The sequence below is a fragment of the Pseudomonas cremoris genome (assembly GCF_014230465.1).
Genome location: NZ_JAAXCY010000010.1, coordinates 57,186 through 77,663, shown reverse-complemented (window position 1 = coordinate 77,663; position 20,478 = coordinate 57,186). Strand labels below are relative to the sequence as shown.

The following is a 20,478-nucleotide window of genomic DNA, read 5'->3' as shown; positions in this document are numbered from 1 at the left end:
GGAGGAACCGTGATGTCTCACGCCCCTACCCTGCAAAGTTTTATCGCCGGTCGCTGGATCGGCCAACACGGTGCCCAAGTGCTACGCAGCGCCATCGACGGCCACGAGCTGGCGCGCACCCATGAAGAACGCCCCGACTTCGCCGAAGCCGTCGCCCACGGCCGCAGCCTGGGCGTCAGCGGCCTGATGGCACTGGACTTCCAGCAACGGGCGCAACGCCTCAAGGCCTTGGCGCTGTACCTGAGCGAGCGCAAGGAGCAGCTCTACGCCCTCTCCCACCACAGCGGCGCCACCCGCGCCGACAGCTGGATCGATATCGAAGGCGGCAACAGCACCCTGTTCACCTACGCCAGCCTGGGCTCGCGGGAGTTGCCCTCGGGCAATATCGTCCACGAAGGCCCGGCGCTGCCATTGGGTAAAAAGGGCACGTTTGCTGGCACCCACATCCTGGTGCCACGCGGTGGCCTGGCGGTGCATATCAACGCCTTCAACTTCCCGATCTGGGGCATGCTGGAAAAATTCGCGCCGAGCTTCCTGGCGGGCATGCCGTGCATCGTCAAACCCGCCAGCGCCACCAGCTACCTGACCGAAGCCGTGGTGCGCCTGATGGACGAGTCCGGCCTTCTGCCCGCCGGCAGCCTGCAACTGGTGATCGGCAGCACCGGCGACCTGCTCGACCGCCTGCAAGGCCAGGACGTGGTGACCTTCACCGGCTCCGCCGACACCGCTGCCAAGCTGCGGGTGAACCCGAACCTGATCCGCAATTCGGTGCCGTTCAACGCCGAGGCCGACTCGCTGAACTGCGCGATCCTCGCTCCGGACGTTTCGCCGGACGATGAAGAATTCGAGCTGTTCATCAAGGAAGTCGCCCGCGAAATGACCGTCAAGGCCGGGCAGAAATGCACCGCCATCCGCCGCGCCATCGTACCGGCCAAGCATATCGATGCAGTCGCCAGCCGCCTGCGTGAGCGCCTGGCCAAGGTGGTGGTCGGCGACCCATCGGTGGAAGGCGTGCGCATGGGGCCTCTGGCCTCCCACGATCAGCAGAAGGATGTGGCTGAACGCCTGGAAGCCCTGTTGCACAGCAGCGACCTGCTGTTTGGCGCCCGCGATGGTTTTGAGCCGCGTGGTGAAAACGTCAGCCAGGGCGCATTCTTTGCCCCGACCCTGCTGCAATCGCGCGATCCACACGCCGAAGGCGGAGCCCACGATATCGAGGCATTCGGCCCGGTCAGCACACTGATGGCCTACGACGACCTGGACGAAGCCTTGGCCCTGGCCGCACGCGGCAAAGGCAGCCTGGTGGCGAGCCTGGTCACCAAAGACCCGCAGATTGCCGCCAAAGCCATCCCGGTGGCCGCCGCCTGGCACGGCCGTTTGCTGGTACTCGACCGCGAATCTGCCGCCGAATCCACCGGCCACGGCTCGCCGCTGCCGCAACTCAAGCACGGCGGTCCAGGCCGCGCTGGCGGCGGCGAAGAACTCGGCGGCCTGCGTGCGGTAAAACACTACCTGCAACGCGCCGCGGTACAAGGCTCGCCGAGCATGCTCGCAGCGGTCACCGGTGAATACGTACGCGGCGCCAAGGTGATCGAAACCGAAGTGCACCCGTTCCGCCGCTTCTTTCAGGACCTGCAGATCGGCGAATCCCTGCTGACCCACCGCCGCACCGTCACCGAGGCCGACCTGGTGAACTTCGGCTGCCTGTCGGGTGACCACTTCTACATGCACTTCGACGACATCGCCGCCAAGGAGTCGCAGTTCGGCAAACGCATCGCCCACGGCTACTTCGTACTGTCCGCCGCCGCCGGCCTGTTCGTCTCCCCGGCCCCCGGCCCGGTGCTGGCCAACTACGGCCTGGACACCCTGCGCTTCATCAACCCAGTGGGCATCGGCGACACCATCCAGGCGCGCCTGACCTGCAAACGCAAGATCGACCAGGGGAAGGCGAGCCCACAGGGTATACCGCAAGGCGTGGTGGCTTGGGATGTGGAGGTGACTAACCAGTTGGGGGAATTGGTGGCCAGTTATGACATTTTGACGTTGGTGGTGAAGCGGGAGGTGTGAGGCTGCCAAACCTATCTGCAAAGTCCCCCATCTAGGTGGGGGATATCTCATCTGACAACCAAAACAGAACTTCACTACGTAACGGGTCAACCATTACGCGCAGAACTAGGCTGGAAACCCCATCAAGATTGGTCCCCCTCCGATCTGATGGGAAAAGGCACAGCCACATCAAAGTCCCACCTTGCCGCCCCCTGACTGACGGTTCATTCAAGCACTTTTTTATACATATAAAATATGCATAATGAAAACATTCAGGATTCAATACGACGAAGCAAAGAACATTGCCAATCAGCGCAAGCACAAAGGCGTTAGCCTGGCTGATGCAGAACCGGTGTTTTATGACGAGACAGCCCTGACAATACAAGACCATGATCACGATGAAGAACGCTGGGTGACCATGGGAACAGACGCGAAGGGACGCATATTGATAGTGGCCTACACCTATCGAGATCCAAATTTCGTTCGCATTATCAGTGCCCGGCTTGCGTCCAAAAATGAACAGCGCCAATACCTGGAGGCTTGAACCATGAAAGACGAATACGACTTCAGCAGCGGCAAGCGCGGCGCTGTCGCCAGCAACAAGGGCAAGACACGCATCACGATCATGCTAGACGATGCCGTAATCGAAGCCGCACGTGAGCGCGCGGAATACGCAGGCACAGGCTATCAAACCGTGATCAATAACCTGCTGCGACAGGCGTTGATTTCGCAGGATGTACACAGCCTTGTACCTACTTCAAAAAAACGGGCTAAAACCCTACAGATCATCAATAACGGAATTAGTCAGTCAGAAGTGGAAGCGCTCGAGCAGCAACTGATCGCCGTCGCAGGGGAGTTGAATCGAGTGCTGGGTGCGCCCAAGGCCAGTAAATCAAAATCCAAAGCTCCTCTCTAAACATCATGGTCAGCCCAGGGGCTGATCTGGGGCGAGCGGCCATAGAATTACTCGCGCGCCCTCCCTATACTCCGCGGCTATCCCCCTCAGGAGCAACACCCGCATGGAAGCCGCTCAACCCCAACCCTGGTACAACACCCGCCCCGCCCCCGTCTTCATGATTGCCTTCTATTGCCTGATCGTGTTGATCCAGGCAGGCCTGTGGGTGGCAGGGACAGGGTTTGATCAAGCTCGCCAGGGGGACATTTCGTTCGTGGCATTCCTGAATATCTGTGTGGTTGCGCTGCTGATATTCGTGGGTGGGGTGATGCTGCTCGCCAGGCGCAAAAGCAGCTCGTTGTGCTTTATCCTGGCCTTGGCCTGCGGCGTGACCTTCTCGCTCAGCCAGGTCGGCAGCGGCTCCATCCTGCACCTGCTGACGCTGCCGATGTTCAAGGAATATGCGCTGATCTTCGGGATTTGGGTCTACAGTCTGCAATTGCGCACAGGCAATTATTTCGCGCGGCCTGCCATCGCCTGGTGAGACGCCATGATCGCCCATACCCCCACGCTGTTTGGCTGTGTTGCCTTGGTCGCGACGATCATGGCGTTCTGTCTGATCCTGGTCGGACAGTTCAACCGGCGTGACGGGTTGCTGACCATCGGATTTGGTCTGTTGGCCCATGCCCTGGCCTATGTTGGCTATACCTTCTACGGGCATGCCCCACTTTGGTTTACCTACGGCGCCGCCAACTCCCTGCTGGCCGTGGCACTGGCGTTTTATGGCGCCAGCCTGTTTCGGATTGTCGAGTTGCCGGTGCCGTGGTCGCGGGTGTTCGCACCGGCGGCGTTGATGCTGGTGTTGATGGTGAGCCTGATCGACACCCTGGAACCGCGCATGCTCGCAGCCTCGATTGTGCTGATGGTGCAATGCGCCCTGATCATCTACTGGACCCTGCGCCACATTCCCGCGCTGGGTCGTGCACGCATGCTGCTGATCATTGGCTCCAGTATCAGCCTGATCGGACTGGGCATGCGTGTGGTGGCGATATTCGGCGGTGGCGCCGCCGAGATGCGCTACGACGTCAGCAACCTCAAGCAAACCATCTCGGTCAGCATCGGCACGTTCACCGCGATGATGATTTCCCTGGGCCTGGTGCTCTTGGCCAAGGAGCGCAGCGAGTCGCTGCTTAAACACATGGCCCTGCGTGATGTGCTGACGGGCATCCTCAACCGCCGCGCCATCCTTGAGCAATTCTCCAGCGAACTGGAGCGCGCCCGGCGCGAGCATGCCTGTCTCGGTGTCGCCATGGTCGACATCGACCACTTCAAGCAGATTAACGACGTGCATGGGCACCTGGCCGGCGATGAGGTGATCAGCCACTGCGCACGCCACCTCAGTCAACGGCTTCGGGCCTCGGACAGCATCGGTCGTTACGGTGGCGAGGAGTTCTTGCTACTACTGCCTGACACTCCCCCTGAGGGCGTCGCGGCGGTACTCGATGAACTGCGCACCTCGTTGGCTGAGGCGCCAGCGCAGTATGGTGAGTCGAGCATTGCGCTGCGCATCAGCATCGGGGTTTGTTGTGACGTGCCGAGTGAGGGCGATACAACTGCAAGCTTGTTGGCCAGGGCGGATGCGGCGCTGTATGAGGCGAAGGGGATGGGGCGCGACAGGGTGCGGTTTGCGACTCCTGAGGACAAAAGCGAGGGTGATTGGGTCAGCAGTTAACCCCACTCACGGCCCCACAAACCTGTTTGAGTGCCTTCGATTAATTCGGTGTGGGGGGGTTACGGGATTTTACAGTGGCCAGTTGGCCCGGTTTTGCAAGGATTGCTTCACCGTCGAAACTAAAAAGGACTGACACCATGAGCACGCTTCCATCATTTGAATCCATTCTGCTACAGGTTCATCAGAGCCTCGGATGCCCCCCCTACCAGACCACACCCAAACGCGATTTTGCATCCGGCCAAAAGCAGCTCTCCCATCATATAGAGATGGCTGACGAAATCTTTACGGCCATATTCGATGCGCTTGACCTCGACCCAAGCGCACGTAGCGACATCATGCACAACGTGCTGGACCTGGCAAACTTCAATAAAAACCTCGAGCTGAATACATGGACTTTTGCGGCCGACAAGCGCCAGGTTCTCTGGATGTTGCTGAGCCACTCCTACGCGCCAGGTATCGCGCGCATAGCTGCTTTCTGGAATCTGGGAATGCCCCTGGACAAAGGCATGCCAGGTGGGCGTTTCTGGTACCTGCCGGAACCCCGTGAGGTGGGGGGCATGCCCAGCCTGTACCTGCCGGTCGCCCAGGTTGTGGATTGGCTGCTGGATTTGCTGGGAATGCCGCTTGAAGAGTTTGTCGACAAACGCAGCCAACGTCTTCCGGACTCTGGTGACGCCACTTCGGAATCACTGATGCGCTCGCTGTACAACTGGCGCAGGGAAACCACACCCAACACCGACTCGTTGAAGGACTATTTTCCTGACGAAATGGAAGTGGCTTTCAAGGGTGTTTTCTCGCTGAACAAAAACCGTCTCCCTGCCGATCAGTTCACCGACGCCCTCGACTTCGTTGCACATAAGAACCTCACGTCCGAGCGCCTACGACAAGAAATCCCAATGACGCAGGCGGGGCGATTGGAGATGATTCTGAATGGTGCTGCAAATGAGGATGAAAAAGCCGATTTGTGGAGTGTCTGGCTGAGCGCTATGCGGCCCCTCCCCCCCACACCATCCGCCAGCGGCTGCTGTTTGCGCGCATGGTGCAAGATGGTTACACCCGTCTACTCAAACTGGTATGCCCAGGTGTTGACCGCCTATGTGCCGATGCCACACAGAACAAACTGTTGCAGCTGTTCACTCTCTACAAACTTGTCTACAACCTGACGATTGGAGCCTGGCGCAACTGCGGGGAACACGGCGAAGATGCAGAGAATGCCTGGTTCGAACAGCACCTGCCGCTTGCTGACAAACAGGGTTTGTATCTCAGCATTCTGCCTTCGCGTCGCAACACCGCGTACTTGGAGCTGGCGCACTTGCTGAGTCGACACTTCTTCAACTGCCAGGACCTGGCAGAGCTCGAGGATCATGTGGGAATCGATGCTGCATCGGCAATGCCGATCATCCGGCGCATCGTTCAACGAACCTCGTCCATCGCGGACGAGCTGAACAGCGAACTGCATCTGGTTTCCAGGCTAAAGAACTCTTCCTCATGGCGCGCCCTGCAATCGGAGCACCGCTACTGGGTCGTCAGCCAGGTGGCACATCACACAGACCTCAGCCCGCGTGCGAAACAGGCGGCTATCCTGCGCTTGCATGAGCTGGCCGATACGCCTGCGCAAACCGTCCAGACCCTACTGCTAGAACTTGATGGTTATTTGAACACGCAAGGCAAATCCCAACCAAAAGGCACGCGCGAGCGCGTACAAGCGTTACTTGACAAAGCCGACGCCTGCGAAGGTAAGCAACTGTGGAATGCACCACTCCTGCAATACAGGGCCAAGCACCTACTAGCCTGTAATGATCTGGAGAACGCTGAAAAACTTTTCAGGCAAGCATTGGAAGCTGCGCGCGAACGAAACTACGGGCGGCTACGTGGTGAGATAGCCAGGGACTGTCTGGCGATGGCAGTAGCCAACCAACGGCTGATACCGGAGAACCACGAAAAATACTACCGGGAGATGTTGACGGGTGGCGCAATCCAAGACGGTGATGTCCCCAACATCGAAGACACGGCGCGCTGGGCCTCCGACTACTTCTGGGCAACCCTGTATACCCCTTACGCGGACGTCGAGCGCATCGCACCGCTGATGCGTGAAAGGGTCGAGGAGTCACTCAGGCTTTTGATGACCGACGACGCCAATGGCCTTCGTAAATGGATGACATGCAACCGTAGCAAGCTCAACTCACGCATGCCAACGGTAACCGGTGACTCGCTGCTGATGAGCTGGATCAAGGGGCACAGCCTTTTTGTGAAATCCTTGCCGACCATGCGCCAGATGCATCCTGTCGAACTGAAAAACGACCAGGACAAACTCGAAGTCATGTTGGAACGTTGGCGCCAGAACATCGGGTTACTGGCCCAGCAAGCCCCCAAGCAACTCAACCTTGCCGACTTCAAAAAGCAGACCCCGCTTATGTTAATGACCGAAGCCGGAGATTGCGCACTGGTGAGGCTCATGCTGCAAGCCGGGGCCGATCCAGAGATGCAGGACTATCAAGGCATGACGCCGCTGCACTCGGCAATCAAGTCCCACGTGGACGGCTGCGTAGATGCTCTGCTCGATCATCCGTGCCGGCTGGATAAGCTTACGGTCGACGGCCAATCCGCCCTTCACACTGCCGCCTGGAACGCAAACCTGCATGCGACCCGACGCCTACTGCAACTGGCACCCGCACTGGCGTGGCAGCGCAACAATCAAGGTATGACCCCCCTGGAAAGGGTTGAATACCTGATCAATACCCCGGGGGCCCTTGCGCATCTTGCGACCGAGCTCAAGCGACAGGGAAGGCGTTGTGCAACTAAGGACGAGCTTTTGCAAGTTGTTGATGTACTTGAGCAGGCGGCACCGTCGGCGAACTAACAACGGGTACTCCAGGATGGAACCAGCGCGTGGAGCCCGCGATTTCATGCATGTTCAGTTAGCAATCGCGTCAGGTTTCAATACGAATCGCGGGCGCGCGAAGATAGGTTTTCCTCCCACGCCAAGAAATCATCGAGCGGCAGGCAACGGCCAACCTCTGGATCTTCCCCCCTATACAATTCAGCGATCCAAGGCTTCAAGCGTTTCGCGAAAGCCGTCGCATCCTTTGGCGTCAGGGTCATGCCAGCCACTAAATCCAGCTTGCCCAGCATCGTCAGGCATACCCGCTTGCCGGTGTTATTGCTGATGAAGGTTCGGTCAAGTTGGGGCAACCGTATCCAGGGGCTCAGGCCGCTCAACCGCTTCGTTGGGCCGTACCGTACAGATAAAATGGGATATCCAACAGGAAGCGCTTCTTCGCATTCGTCAGGCCAATTCTCGAAGTAATCCAGTTTTGCATTACGCACCTCTGGAGCGTCAGAACTGAGCGCCTCCATCCGAGCTTTGCCCGCCTCTCTCTTCGCCTGCTCCGTGGCCGGAATCTGGAAAATTGCCACGTGAATACCTCGGTTCTTTAGACTGGCGTCCGGCGCTTCAACAAATCGAGTGGCCGCATTCGGTCGACCTCGGCGATTTCTGAGCCACGCCACTTCGGCTTCGGCCAGTCGAACATCTGTGATCTTCTCACCGCGCGCCCACAAGGCCTCGAACCACTCCTGAATCTCGAAAATCTGCGTCGGGTCGCCGACCAACGTTCCAGCCTCCTGCCAGCCGGCGCACTCCACAGCCTCAAAGCCAAGCCCATTCACGGAAAGGTTGGCAGACCCGACAATGGCTTTGGACTCCGCAACACCGACTTTTGCATGCAGATCATCAAGGGTCAGGACTTCTAGACCTTGCCTGGTGCTCTTTAAATTGATTAGATCTCGAATGACCTTGGGGTTGGTTCCTCCGCTTCCGAGGTTGCAGAGTATTCTTAGGCTTTTCCCGGTCCAGGATTTATCAATAAGGTCTTGTGCGCCCTTCCCCCAAAAAGCGACCGCCAGAGAAACATTTTCCCCTCCTTCGATCAGTCCTTTGAATTCTTTCAGGTAATTCTTGGAAGTGAGGAACATGTCTGGACTCGCTATGCATAGGACCATCAAGCGTAAGTGGAATACGCAGGTAACGTCCACATCGACAACAAGACCAGCGGTCCTGCCAGCCCCTCAAATCCTGATCAACCACCCTGTTGAAAAAACGCACAACTGCGCAGCATCGCAGGCCTTCACCCTCCCGCCTGCCTGTGCCGCGCATACAGAATCCCCGCTCCCGCACCGGAAGCCGCCCGCGTCTGTAGCTCAAACGCGTGGGGATAAGCCCGGACCAGATCGCTCAACTTCTTGAAGCCATACGTACGCGGGTCAAAGCCAGGCCTCAACTTGGTGATGTTGTTACCCAGCGAGCCCAATGGTGCCCAGCCGTCTTCCTCGGCGATGTCATCCATGATTTTCGCAATGAAGTCGACGGGGGCCTTGGGGTATTTCTTGGACGCGGGGGCCGGTTCGGTTTTTTCCGAAGGGACGGTCGCCGGCGTGTTGCTGCTCACCACGATCGCGTCTTCACGCAGCAATTCGGTATAGATGAACTTGTCGCAGGCCGACACGAACGGTTGCGGGGTTTTCTCTTCGCCGAATCCGTAGACCGTCAGCCCCTCCTCACGTAACCGCGACGCCAAACGCGTGAAATCGCTGTCGCTGGACACCAGGCAGAAACCATCAAAACGACGGGTGTAGAGCAAGTCCATAGCATCGATGATGAGGGAGCTGTCGGTGGCATTCTTGCCCTTGGTGTAGGCGAATTGCTGGATCGGCTGAATCGAGTGATCCAGCAGCACCTTTTTCCAGCCCCCCAGTTGTGGGCCGGTCCAGTCACCGTAGATGCGCTTGACGTTCGCAACGCCGTATTTGGCGATCTCTTCGAACAGGCCCTCGACGATGGCCGCCGGTGCGTTATCGGCGTCGATCAGTACGGCAAGGTGTTTTTGAGTGTGATTGGCCATGGTTCGTCCTTGAAGTGGTGCTTCAACATACCCCCAAAGCCCATGCAGTGCATTATCGATTGGGCATGCGGCCAGCGCACCAGCACCCTTAAGCCGAAACCTTACTCCCCTACCCCTTCCTGCAGCAGCCAGGCAGCACGCGATCCGCCACTCAGGTCGCAGGGTGCAATCATCCTCGGCTAACCGATCGGTCAACTCTTGCCGAACCAAAACCGCACGGTTCCTTTATGACCAAAAATACGGATTAAGGGTTGCCCTTATACTGACATCATTACGCCATCGCTATCATCCGCCGACCTACCACCCTGCAACGGAAGCTGGAGATGCGGATTTATCTTGGGGCCTGGCTAGGCCTGGCATTGGCGGCCATCGGATTGGTTGTGCCCGATTACCTGTTAACCCCTGCGGGACTTTTACTCAGTTGTCTCGCCCTGCTCGCCCTACGCCCATCAAAACCTGCCAAAGTCCCAAGCAGTGGCGACATCCAGATAGCTATCGAAACGCCTCACGCCAACACACGCGACTGGCAATTGATCGATGCCGTCGCCCCCAGCTGGCGTGACAGCCTGGGGCAGAGTCGCGAGTTGCTGCAAAGCAATATCGGCGAATTGTTCCAACGCTTTCACAACATCGCACAACGCCTTGAGCAAAGCCTGGCCAACTCCAACGATGTGCTCGGCAATGGCGGTGTCGGCGAAAGCCTGCGCGATGCCAACGAGCGTCTGCACGAAGTCACTGAATCCTTTCGCGCCAGCAGCCAGCGCCAGCATGAACTACTCGACACCATCAGCCACCTGGACGACTACGCCAGCCAGTTGCAGCACATGGCCAAGCGGGTTCAGGAGATTGCCAAGCAAACCAACCTGCTGGCGCTGAATGCCGCGATCGAAGCCGCGCGGGCCGGTGAATATGGACGGGGCTTTTCGGTAGTGGCCGATGAAGTGCGCAAGCTCTCCACCCTCTCGGCTGAGACGGGCTTGGCCATGGACGACAAGGTCAATGAGATCACCCACGCCATCGCGTCCACCATCGCGGCGGCCGCCGAGTTGGGCACCAGTGAACAGAGCAACCTGGACTTCCTCAACCAGTCGGTAACCAATGTGATGGGCCGTCTGGGCGACAACCTGAACCAGTTGTCCGACGCGTCCCACGCCCTGCAGCACGATGCCCGCGAAACCCAGCACGACATCCAGGCAATCATGGTCAGCCTGCAGTTCCAGGACCGCACCGACCAGATGCTCGAACACGTACAGACCGACCTGCAGAACCTGCTGGACGCCATCGTTGCAAACGACCCGAGCCTGCACGACGCCCAGGCCTGGCTGGCCCGTCTGCGTCAGCGCTTTACCACGGATGAAGAACGCCATGGCCAGCCCAAGACCCAATCCAGCGCCGAAGTGACGTTCTTCTGAGGCCACGAATTTCCAGGTATTTTCACTTTCGAGGGAGCCGAACATGGCCAAGACCATTCTGATCGTCGATGACTCACAGTCCATGCGCCAACTGGTGAAAATGACGCTCACCGGCGCCGGTCACCAGGTGATTGAGGCCTGTGACGGGCGCGATGCCCTGACCAAGCTGACCGGGCAAAAGATCAACCTGATCATCAGTGACGTGAACATGCCGAACCTCGACGGCATCGGCTTGGTAAAAGCGGTCAAGGCGCGTAACGAGTACCGCTTTACGCCCATCATCATGCTCACCACCGAAAGCGAGCAGTCGAAGAAAGCCGAAGGCCAAGCGGCCGGTGCCAGGGCCTGGATCGTCAAGCCGTTCCTGCCGCAGAACCTATTGGCGGCCGTTGAAAAGTTGATGGGGTAAACCTGTGTTCACCTTGATCCCCTCAGCCTTCGGCGGCCCGACGCGTATCCGCATCGACGGTGACCTGAGCATTTACCAAGCCAGCGAAGCACGCGATGCCTTTGCCGCACTGCTGCCGCTCAATGCCAGCGCCTGGCAGCTCGATCTTGCCAGCATCGGCGACTTCGACAGCGCCGGCCTGCAACTTTTGCTGGTGATACAACGCACGTTGTCCCAAGGCGGCAGCCCGGTCACGGTGGTCGATGCGACGCCGGCAGTGCGCGAAACCATCGCCCTGCTGCGCCTGGAATCACTGCTGCCCAACGCACGGATCGAGGATTGAACAATGCTCACAGGCGAACAGTGGAACCAACTGCTCCAGGGCTTCCTGAGCGAAGGCCGCGACTTGCTCAAGGACGCCGAAGACAGCCTGCTGCAACTGGAAACCACGCCCGACGACAGCGAGGCCGTCAACAGCCTGTTCCGCGCGGTGCACACGCTAAAGGGCTCAGCGGGGATTTTTTCGCTGACGCCCCTGGTCAATCTCACGCATCACCTCGAAAGCCTGTTGATGCAAGTACGCGACGGCCAGCGCACGCTCAACGAAGACCTCACCTCGTTGATGCTGCGGTGCATGGACGAGCTTCGCACAATGCTCGAAGCGGTCGAGCCTGATACCGGTGAGTTGCACGTCGACCTGGCCGAGCAAGCGCGACTGCTCGAAGCCCTGGCCCAGGCGCGAGGCTTGAGCGAGGACACCTCCCCCATCGAGGCCGCGCCTGCCACACCCGTCATCACTGCTGATGAGCAACTGTGGAACCTCTCGATCGACTTCAGCGAAGACTTGCTGCGTAACGGATTCGACCCGGCGGCGTTCCTGCGCTATCTCAGTCGCCTAGGCGAAATCGTCACCCTGCAAACCCACACCGAGCGGTTGCCGGGGCTGGACACCTTCGACCCCGAAGCCTGTTACCTGGGATTTACGTTGACCTTGCGCAGCGCCGCGAGCCGCCAGGAGATCGCCGACGTATTCGAGTTCATCGCCGACTTCTGCACCCTCACCCTTGAGCCCTTTGCCGAAGCTGCGCCAGTCCTCGTCGCGCCAGTGGAAAAAGCGCCCGTGGTCCGCGAGCGCCGCACGCAAGACACCACCATGGTCAAGGTTGCCGCGCACAAGCTCGACGAATTGATCAACCTGGTTGGCGAGCTGGTCATCAGCACCGCTGGCGCGCAGATGCAGGCCAAACGCACGGGCGACAACGCCTGCATCGAAAGCGCCCTGGCGGTGCATCAGCACGTTGAGCAAATTCGCGAGAGCGCCTTGAAATTGCGCATGGTCGAGGTCGGCGAAACCTTCAACCGCTTCCACCGTGTGGTCCGCGACGTGAGCAAGCAACTGGACAAGCAGATCCTGTTGAGCATCCACGGGGGCGACACCGAGTTGGACAAATCGGTGATCGACAAGATTGCTGACCCGCTCACCCACCTGGTGCGCAACGCCATCGACCACGGCATCGAGTCGGCCGCAGAACGCCTCGCGCTCGGCAAACCCGCCGAGGGCAACCTGCAGCTCAATGCCTACCACGACTCGGGCATGATCGTACTGGAGATCAGTGACGATGGCCGCGGCCTCAACACCGCACGCATCCGTGAAAAAGCCGTCGGCAAAGGCATGATCGAGGCCGACGCGGCGCTCAGTGACCCGGCGATTCATCTGCTGATTTTCGAAGCCGGTTTTTCCACCGCCGAACAGGTGTCCGACCTCTCCGGGCGCGGCGTGGGCATGGACGTGGTGCGCAGCGCCATCGAGCAACTGCGCGGCACCATCGAGATCGACTCACAGCAAGGTGTAGGCTGCACCTTTCGGATTCGCCTGCCGCTGACCTTGGCGATCATCGACGGCTTTCATGTGGGGGTTGGCCAGGACAGTTTTGTCATTCCGCTGGACATGGTCACCGAATGCATGGAGGCCAGTGACGCGTTGCTCAACAGCGATTATGGCTACCTCAACCTGCGCGGCAGGCCGTTGCCGTGTATCGCGCTGGACAAACACTTCGGGCTTCCCGTCAGTACCGCCCGGCGCCGCAACATCGTGGTGGTCAGCCAAGGCCGGCACCACGCCGGCCTGATCGTCGACCACCTGCTGGGCGAGCTGCAAACCGTGATCAAACCGCTCGGCCAGATGTTCCAGCACCTGCGCGGCATCAGTGGCTCGACCATCCTGGGCTCCGGGCAAGTGGCGCTGATTCTGGATGTGCCCAGCCTGTTCCGGCAGTTACAGGCCCCGGCCAACCTCGATGCAAACCTTTTAGAACCCCTTGCCTAGCCTTTTCAGGAGAAACCGCATGCAATTTGTTCGCAATATGAAAATAGGCATCCGATTGACCGCAGGTTTCCTGGTGGTGGTCGCGTTGACCGCGATCATCGGCTTTATCGGCATCCGCAACCTGGAACAGGTCAACAGCCTGTCCGACCGCATGTACGAGCTGGATGTGACCGGCTTGAGCACCATGCAGGAAGCCAATATCCAGCTGATCGTTGCCGGCCGCTCGATGCGCCAGAGCCTGCTGTCGACCAACCATGCCGCGCGCGAACAGGCAGCCACTCAAGCCAAGGCAGCGCTTGAGAAAACCCGTGCACTGATCCTCAAGGCACGCGCCAGCTTTATCACCAAAGAAGGCATGGCCCAGATCGACCAACTGGAAACGCCGCTCAAGAACTACGAAAACCTGGTGCTGCAGGTGTTGACCCTGCATCAGCAATCCAGCCAATTGCAGGAAACCAGCGACGTCACCGAGCTGCTGCCCAAGGCCGTGGTCAGCGGCGAGCAGATTGATCGCTTGATCGGTGAAGTCAGTACCAACAAACAGGAGCGCGCCCGCGAAGCCAATCAGCAGATTTCCGAAATCGCTGACCGCTCGCGCCTGCAAATGATCGCGCTGGTCATCGCCGCCACCCTGCTGGGCGTGGTGATTGGTGTGTTGGTGACCCGCAGCATCACCAAGCCGCTCAATGGTGCCGTAGCCGCCGCCAACCGCATGGCCGCCGGTGACCTGAGCCAGGACTTGCAGGCCAACAGCCGCGATGAAACCGGTCAGTTGCTTGCCGCCATGCAGAACATGACCGAACGCCTGCGCAGCATCCTCGGTGATGTGCGCAGCTCGGCAGATTCGCTCTCCTCCGCCTCCGAACAAGTCAGCTCCACCTCGCAGTCGTTGAGCCAGGCGGCGAACGAACAAGCCGCCAGCGTCGAGCAAACCAGTGCCTCGGTCGAGGAGATGTCGGCGTCCATCGCCCAGAACACCGAAAGCGCAAAAATCACCGACGGCATCGCCGGTAAAGCGGCCAACGACGCCGTACAAGGCGGCGGCGCGGTCAGCGATACGGTGCTGGCGATGAAGCAAATCGCCGACAAGATCAGCATCATCGACGACATCGCTTACCAGACCAATTTGCTCGCGCTCAACGCCGCCATCGAAGCGGCCCGTGCCGGCGAACACGGCAAAGGCTTTGCAGTGGTGGCTGCGGAAGTGCGCAAGCTCGCCGAACGCAGCCAGGTCGCCGCGCAAGAGATCGGCCAAGTGGCCTCCAGCAGCGTGCACCTGGCCGAGCAGGCAGGTCGCCTGTTGAACGAGATCGTGCCGAACATTCAGAAAACCTCGGACCTGGTGCAGGAAATCACCGCCGCCTCCCAGGAGCAAAGCGGCGCGGCCGGGCAGATCAATATCGCCATGGGCCAGATGAACCAGATCACCCAGCAAAACGCTGCCGCATCGGAAGAGCTGGCGGCCACTGCCGAAGAAATGAATGCCCAGGCTGGGCAATTGCAGGAACTGATCGGCTTCTTTCGCTTCGAGCAGGAATCTCCCTCGGCCAAGCGTGGCCAGCCGCGCAGCCAGGACACTTACGCCAGCACCTCGCACAGCTGGAACAAGGGCAAGACGACGGTCGATGAAGGCCAGTTCGTCAGTTTCAATTGAGCACTGTGCCCATGACTTCTCTTGCCAATCACCGCTTTCAAACGGCCGACGCACCGGCCGAACCACTGAGCATCCAGCATTTGTCGTTCCGCGTGCGTGACGCGGATTACGCGCTGCCGATCGAACTGGTGCGCGAAATCATCGAGTACGCACAAGTGACCGCCGTGCCGATGATGCCGGCGTTTATCCACGGCGTTATCAACCTGCGCGGCAATGTCGTGCCGGTACTCGATCTGGCCGCGCGCTTTGGTTTCGAGCTGACCCGTGCGGGCAACCGCACCTGCATTGTGATTATCGAGTTGGCCTTGAGCGACACCACCCAGCACATTGGCCTGGTGGTGGACGCAGTGGATGCGGTGCTCGACATCGACCCACAGCAGGTGGTTGCGCCCCCGCCTTTCGGGGCCGGGATCCGCACTGACTTCATCGCCGGCATGGCGCGCAGCGACCAGGCGTTCACGATCATTCTGGATATCGGCCAGGTGTTGTCGCTCGATGACATCGAGCAACTGAGCCTTGCCGTCACGAACGGCCTCTGAATGTCGACGCTTTTGAAACTGCCAAAACTCGCTGAATACGAGTTTCGCCAACTGCAAAAACTCATGGCCGAGGCGTCGGGCATCCAGCTGGCGCCGAACAAACGCCCGCTGGTGGCCGGGCGTTTGATGAAGCGCCTGCGCCACTATCGCCTGGACAGCTACGCCGAGTACCTGCAGATGCTCGACAACCCTCTGTTCATCAACGAACGGCGGTTGGTGGTGGACTTGCTGACTACCAACGAGACGTACTTTTTTCGCGAGCATCCGCACTTCGATTTCTTCGGTGAGTGGCTGGCCGGGCAGCGCGGGCCGATCAAGATCTGGAGCGCCGCCTGTTCTTCCGGTGAAGAGCCCTACAGCCTGGCGATGGTTGCCAGCGAAAGCGCGCGCACTCAAGACTGGTCCATCGTGGCCAGCGACCTGAGCCAAAGCATGCTAGCCCGCGCCCGCGATGGCATCTATGACATGGCCCAGGCCAAGTACTTTCCCGAGGGTTGGCTCAAGCGCCATTGCCTGAGCGGCGTCGGCGACATGACCGGACGCTTTCGCGTACAAGCGGCTTTGCGCGAGCGTGTCAGCCTGCGCGAGATCAACATCACCCAACCACTGCCTGAACCACTCGGGCCCTTCAATGTGATTTTCTTGCGCAACGTACTGATCTATTTCAACAACGAAGAGAAGCAGCGAATTGTGCGCCGACTGATTACCCAGTTGGCCGTCGGCGGCTTGCTGTTTATCGGGCATGCAGAAAGCATTCACGGTTTTGATCTGCCAATGCGCCTGGTCTGCCCTTCGGTCTACGAGCTTTTATGAGTCCATCGATATTCCTGCGCCCCGGTGACTACTTTTTTGGCACCCACGACGGCGTGGTCACGACATTGCTCGGCAGTTGTGTAGCGGTGGTGTTGTGGCACCCGCGTCGGCAGTTGCTGGCGGTCTCGCACTTTTTGCTGCCCAGCGATCCAGGCGCGAGTACACGCCTGGATACCCGTTACGGCGAGGCGGTGTTCAAGCGCATCCACGCCGACATGGCCCGCCACGGCACCCGGCCCGAGGAGTACCGCAAGGGCATCTACGGCGGCGGCAGCCTGGTGCGCTTCGAAGGCAACCCACGGCGTAGGGTGGGCGACGGCAACAGCGCCTTTGCCCGTGAACAGTTCAGCCTGCGCAATTGGGCGGTCGATGCTTGGGACTTGAGCGGCGATCACTATCGACGCCTGCAGGTCAACGGCCGCAGCGGTGCGATTGAGTGCCAGCGCAACAGCGTGCCGGCATTGCCGGTACGGAGGCTGCGTTGATGATCAAGGTATTTATCGTCGACGACTCAGCACTGGTACGCCAGGTGCTCACCAGTTGCCTGGCCAGCCACCCCGGAATCACTGTCATCGGCCAGGCGGCCGACCCGCTCTACGCCATCGAAAAAATGCGCCGTGACTGGCCGGACGTGCTGGTGCTCGACATCGAGATGCCGCGCATGGACGGCCTGACGTTTTTGCGCCAGATCATGCGTGAGCGCCCGACGCCGACCATCATTTGCTCCACATTGACCGAGCAAGGCAGCAGCGTCGCCGTCGAGGCGTTGTCGGCTGGCGCCGTGGGTGTATTCACCAAGGCGCGGTTGGGGCTCAAGCAAAGCCTGGAAGCCTTGTCGGGCGAGTTGATCCGCAAGATCGAGGACGGCGCCAGAACCCGCCCGCGCATGCTGCCGGCCGTGGCGCCAGCCAGCGCCGAAGAAACGCGGACGACAAAGGTCAACCTGTTGCGCACCACTGAAAAAGTCGTCGCACTGGGCTGTTCTACCGGGGGCACGCAAGCACTGGAATTCCTGTTGCGCCAACTCCCTCGCGACTGCCCGGGCATTGTCATCGTTCAGCACATGCCAGAGAAATTCACCGCCGACTTTGCCCGTCGGCTGAACACGCTGTGCCAGATAGAAGTGCGCGAGGCCAGGCATCTGGACCGCGTGCACAGCGGCCTGGCACTGTTGGCCCCGGGCGGGCTTCACATGCAACTCAAGCGCAGTGGCGCGCATTACCAAGTCGAAGTGCTGGATGGCCCGCCGGTGAATCGGCATAAACCGTCCGTCGATGTGCTGTTTCGTTCTATCGCCAAGCACGCAGCGCCCAGCACATTGGGTATCATCATGACCGGCATGGGCGACGACGGTGCGCGCGGCCTACTGGCCATGCGGGAAAATGGCGCCCAGACCATCGCCCAGGATGAGGCCAGTTGCGTGGTCTTTGGCATGCCCAAGGAAGCCATCAAGCTTGGTTCGGCCCAAACAGTTGAGCCGCTTAACAAGTTCCCCCGCTTAATCCAGGAGTTTGCGGATAACACGCGCCACGGCTGAAAAATCTTCACACTTCACGACTTGCGCGTTCCCCCAAGCGGGCACGGACACTACACCGTCAATCACTGCAGCGAGATAAACGCTGCCTCCCGTTCTCTGCGATTTGGGCTGAAGCCTATGCGTTGTCGAATTCTTGTAGCCAATATATATCCATTGTTACGCGCCGGCCTGCGCGCATTACTGGAGCAAAAAGAACACTACGAAGTGATTGCAGAAGCCGACCATGAACACTCACTCCTGGAACTCGCAACGCATTGGCAGCCCGACATTATTCTGTTTGATATGGATATTGAACGTGTGGCCTGCCTGAAAGTACTCAAAAGCCTGTCGATCCACGCACCCACTAGTCGGGTCTTGATGATATCAATCCACAAGGATTCAAGCTTTGTGATGCAATGTCTGCAACTCGGTACAAAAGGCTATCTGTTGAAAAGCGCAAGCGTGCTGGAGCTTGACCTGGCCCTGGAGGCCCTGCGGGGCGGCAGCCAATACCTGTCGGTTCCGGTAGTTTCACTGGTGGTCAATCAGGCAGTAAAACAATCGCGTGAAGAAACAAAACATGTCTCGCATTCAAAACTGACCGTGCGCCAACTCGAAATACTCCGATTGATCGCCCGGGGTGAAACGACACGCACTATTGCGCAAGGGCTGCGGTTAAGTATCAAAACGATCGAGGCCCATCGCTCTCAGATCATGCACCGGCTACATATTCACGATGTCGCCAGTTTGGTGATGTTTGCAGTCCGCGAGGGCATCGTACAAATAAACGACTGAACTTTTTGTGAAAAACGCAAAGTTCGCTTAAGCACTGCCTGACCCAAAAGTCTACAACACCACTCTTGAGGCGCTTAGAAAATCAAAGTGTGTTTTTAATCTGCCCTTGTCATTTTCCTGAAGGGTGTTTACTACGCCCGCTCACGAAAATACTTCTGCAAAAAATCCACAGCGACCCTGACTTTCGCCGACGTCAGTAGCGGCGAGCAATGAACGGCCCAGATGTCCGCAGGCTGGTAATAATCCGGCAGCACCTGCAGGAGCCTTCCCTGCTTCAGGTCGTCGTTGATGTCCCACATTGATCGCAACAGCACGCCGCGACCGTCCAGGCACCAGTGCCGGGCGATTTCACCGTTATTGGTGGAGAAGCTGCCTGTCACTTTTGCCGTTTCAACGCCTCGTGGTCCCGTTAACTCCCAGACACCGAAGGGATGGTCGCGCTCCTTGATCACCAGGCAATCGTGATGACCCAGATCAGCCAGGGTTCCAGGCGTTCCGTGGGCTTCCAGATAGCGAGGGCTGGCGCAGAGCACCCGCCGGTTGGCTACCAACGGTTTAGCGATGAAGTGCGGGGCAATGTCGTTGCCCACTCGCACATCCAGGTCCACCCCTTCCTCCAAGAGATTGACGAGCTGATGACGAATGTCCAGGCGCACGTCAAGCGCAGGGTAAAGCCGCCCCAATTCAGCGAGCGCGGGGGCGACCATTCGGCGTCCCAGTCCCGGACTGCTCACCACCCGCAAAAGCCCCACGGGGTCATCATGCAAGGCATCGATTTGCGCCTCCAATTGCCCCACTTGGTGGAGGAGCGTTTGTGCCCAACGAAGCACCCGCTCGCCATCATCGGTCATCCATATTTGCAATGGTCATTTTCTTCGCAACTTTCCAAACTATGGTCCATGCCAGAACTCCAGCACCCTCACCTCTGTTACTTATAATCTTGGAGCTAACCGTAATCGGTATTGGCATATGGCTCGCAACCTACTTATGGCGTATGGACATCGCAGCTCCACGCGACGAGCCCATCCGCTTCAACCGCCTACGACGCAAAGTCTACGTCTACCGCTTCCACCGTAACGGCCTCAGACCCTTCAGCCGCACCGCATGGGGCATACGCGCTGAAGTCTATGACTGGGATGACCTGCGCGCCGAAGCCTGCAGCGTATACGGCCCCATGGGCAGCGGCGGCCTCATCGAAACCGTCACCCTCGCCGTAGTGAAACCGGGCACCCACCAGGTGATCGATCGCTTTCATTTCGCCCACGAAATCCAGCAAGGCGAAATGTACTGGGCCATGGCCCAACTGTTCATGCAACAAGGCCCGCACGCCCTGCCCACCTTTCCCCGCCCACCTCACGACTGGAACAACGAAACCGTGACCTTCAACCTCGCCCGCCGCTTAGCCCCCAAAGTGCGGTGGCCCGCAAATATTGATCTGGAATCGAGGACAGCGCCCTGATG

Annotated in this window: 20 protein-coding genes and 1 pseudogene; 18 read left to right on the top strand and 3 right to left on the bottom strand. The window is 59.2% G+C overall.

The genetic code is table 11. The features are described from left to right. The first annotated feature begins 12 nt into the window (after positions 1-12). The 7 genes from paaZ to HF257_RS33220 all read left to right on the top strand — a co-directional run bounded on the left by paaZ (position 13) and on the right by HF257_RS33220 (position 7,533). On the top strand, positions 13-2,067 hold the full coding sequence (paaZ, locus tag HF257_RS23520; protein WP_185710506.1) for a phenylacetic acid degradation bifunctional protein PaaZ: 2,055 nt from the start codon (positions 13-15) through the stop codon (positions 2,065-2,067). Positions 2,068-2,308: 241 nt separating this feature from the next. After that, entirely contained in the window at positions 2,309-2,590 is a 282-nt protein-coding gene (locus tag HF257_RS23515) for a BrnT family toxin (RefSeq protein WP_185710507.1), read from the top strand. Between the two features lie 3 nt (positions 2,591-2,593). Then, positions 2,594-2,962: a BrnA antitoxin family protein gene (locus HF257_RS23510; protein WP_185710508.1), complete on the top strand. Its 369-nt coding sequence runs from the start codon at positions 2,594-2,596 to the stop codon at positions 2,960-2,962. Between the two features lie 103 nt (positions 2,963-3,065). After that, positions 3,066-3,485: a hypothetical protein gene (locus HF257_RS23505; RefSeq protein ID WP_185710509.1), complete on the top strand. Its 420-nt coding sequence runs from the start codon at positions 3,066-3,068 to the stop codon at positions 3,483-3,485. A gap of 6 nt (positions 3,486-3,491) precedes the next feature. After that, on the top strand, positions 3,492-4,673 hold the full coding sequence (locus HF257_RS23500) for a GGDEF domain-containing protein (protein WP_185710510.1): 1,182 nt from the start codon (positions 3,492-3,494) through the stop codon (positions 4,671-4,673). A 137-nt stretch (positions 4,674-4,810) separates the two neighbouring features. Continuing rightward, entirely contained in the window at positions 4,811-5,836 is a 1,026-nt protein-coding gene (locus tag HF257_RS33225) for a hypothetical protein (protein WP_198913763.1), read from the top strand. Next, positions 5,797-7,533, top strand: coding sequence for an ankyrin repeat domain-containing protein (locus HF257_RS33220; RefSeq protein WP_198913764.1), 1,737 nt, complete (start codon positions 5,797-5,799; stop codon positions 7,531-7,533). The genes HF257_RS33225 and HF257_RS33220 overlap by 40 nt, the downstream gene beginning before the upstream one ends. Before the next feature lie 77 nt (positions 7,534-7,610). Here HF257_RS33220 and HF257_RS23490 read toward each other — a convergent pair whose 3' ends face one another. Both HF257_RS23490 and HF257_RS23485 read right to left on the bottom strand, forming a co-directional pair. Next, a complete protein-coding gene (locus tag HF257_RS23490) occupies positions 7,611-8,648 on the bottom strand; it encodes a phospholipase D family protein (protein ID WP_185710511.1) in 1,038 nt (345 codons plus the stop codon). 152 nt (positions 8,649-8,800) lie between these two features. Beyond that, complete coding sequence (locus HF257_RS23485; protein WP_185710512.1) at positions 8,801-9,574, bottom strand: NYN domain-containing protein; 774 nt, start codon at positions 9,572-9,574, stop codon at positions 8,801-8,803. A 323-nt stretch (positions 9,575-9,897) separates the two neighbouring features. On the opposite strand from HF257_RS23485, the gene HF257_RS23480 reads away from it, so the two are divergent. From HF257_RS23480 to HF257_RS23435, 10 genes are all read left to right on the top strand, one after another. After that, on the top strand, positions 9,898-10,986 hold the full coding sequence (locus tag HF257_RS23480) for a methyl-accepting chemotaxis protein (RefSeq protein ID WP_185710513.1): 1,089 nt from the start codon (positions 9,898-9,900) through the stop codon (positions 10,984-10,986). A 43-nt stretch (positions 10,987-11,029) separates the two neighbouring features. After that, positions 11,030-11,395: a response regulator gene (locus HF257_RS23475; protein ID WP_185710514.1), complete on the top strand. Its 366-nt coding sequence runs from the start codon at positions 11,030-11,032 to the stop codon at positions 11,393-11,395. A gap of 4 nt (positions 11,396-11,399) precedes the next feature. Further along, positions 11,400-11,717, top strand: coding sequence for an STAS domain-containing protein (locus HF257_RS23470; protein WP_185710515.1), 318 nt, complete (start codon positions 11,400-11,402; stop codon positions 11,715-11,717). 3 nt (positions 11,718-11,720) lie between these two features. Then, on the top strand, positions 11,721-13,700 hold the full coding sequence (locus HF257_RS23465; protein ID WP_185710516.1) for a chemotaxis protein CheA: 1,980 nt from the start codon (positions 11,721-11,723) through the stop codon (positions 13,698-13,700). A gap of 19 nt (positions 13,701-13,719) precedes the next feature. Next, positions 13,720-15,354 carry a methyl-accepting chemotaxis protein gene (locus HF257_RS23460; RefSeq protein ID WP_185710517.1) on the top strand — a complete coding sequence of 545 codons (1,635 nt, stop codon included), beginning with the start codon at positions 13,720-13,722 and terminating at the stop codon, positions 15,352-15,354. Positions 15,355-15,365: 11 nt separating this feature from the next. Continuing rightward, complete coding sequence (locus HF257_RS23455; RefSeq protein ID WP_185710518.1) at positions 15,366-15,893, top strand: chemotaxis protein CheW; 528 nt, start codon at positions 15,366-15,368, stop codon at positions 15,891-15,893. Next, positions 15,894-16,706: a CheR family methyltransferase gene (locus tag HF257_RS23450; RefSeq protein ID WP_185710519.1), complete on the top strand. Its 813-nt coding sequence runs from the start codon at positions 15,894-15,896 to the stop codon at positions 16,704-16,706. It begins immediately after the preceding gene. Beyond that, positions 16,703-17,191 (top strand): chemotaxis protein CheD, encoded by a 489-nt coding sequence (locus tag HF257_RS23445; protein WP_185710520.1) that lies wholly within the window; start codon positions 16,703-16,705, stop codon positions 17,189-17,191. The genes HF257_RS23450 and HF257_RS23445 overlap by 4 nt, the downstream gene beginning before the upstream one ends. Next, positions 17,191-18,243: a protein-glutamate methylesterase/protein-glutamine glutaminase gene (locus HF257_RS23440; protein WP_185710573.1), complete on the top strand. Its 1,053-nt coding sequence runs from the start codon at positions 17,191-17,193 to the stop codon at positions 18,241-18,243. The genes HF257_RS23445 and HF257_RS23440 overlap by 1 nt, the downstream gene beginning before the upstream one ends. A 117-nt stretch (positions 18,244-18,360) precedes the next feature. Next, complete coding sequence (locus tag HF257_RS23435; RefSeq protein ID WP_185710521.1) at positions 18,361-19,017, top strand: response regulator; 657 nt, start codon at positions 18,361-18,363, stop codon at positions 19,015-19,017. A 131-nt stretch (positions 19,018-19,148) separates the two neighbouring features. Here the strand turns inward: HF257_RS23435 and HF257_RS23430 are convergent. Next, positions 19,149-19,877: pseudogene (locus tag HF257_RS23430) on the bottom strand (LysR substrate-binding domain-containing protein); the annotation flags it as partial. 2 nt (positions 19,878-19,879) lie between these two features. On the opposite strand from HF257_RS23430, the gene HF257_RS23425 reads away from it, so the two are divergent. Next, positions 19,880-20,476 carry a DUF6708 domain-containing protein gene (locus tag HF257_RS23425; protein ID WP_332872297.1) on the top strand — a complete coding sequence of 199 codons (597 nt, stop codon included), beginning with the start codon at positions 19,880-19,882 and terminating at the stop codon, positions 20,474-20,476. Positions 20,477-20,478 lie beyond the last annotated feature (2 nt).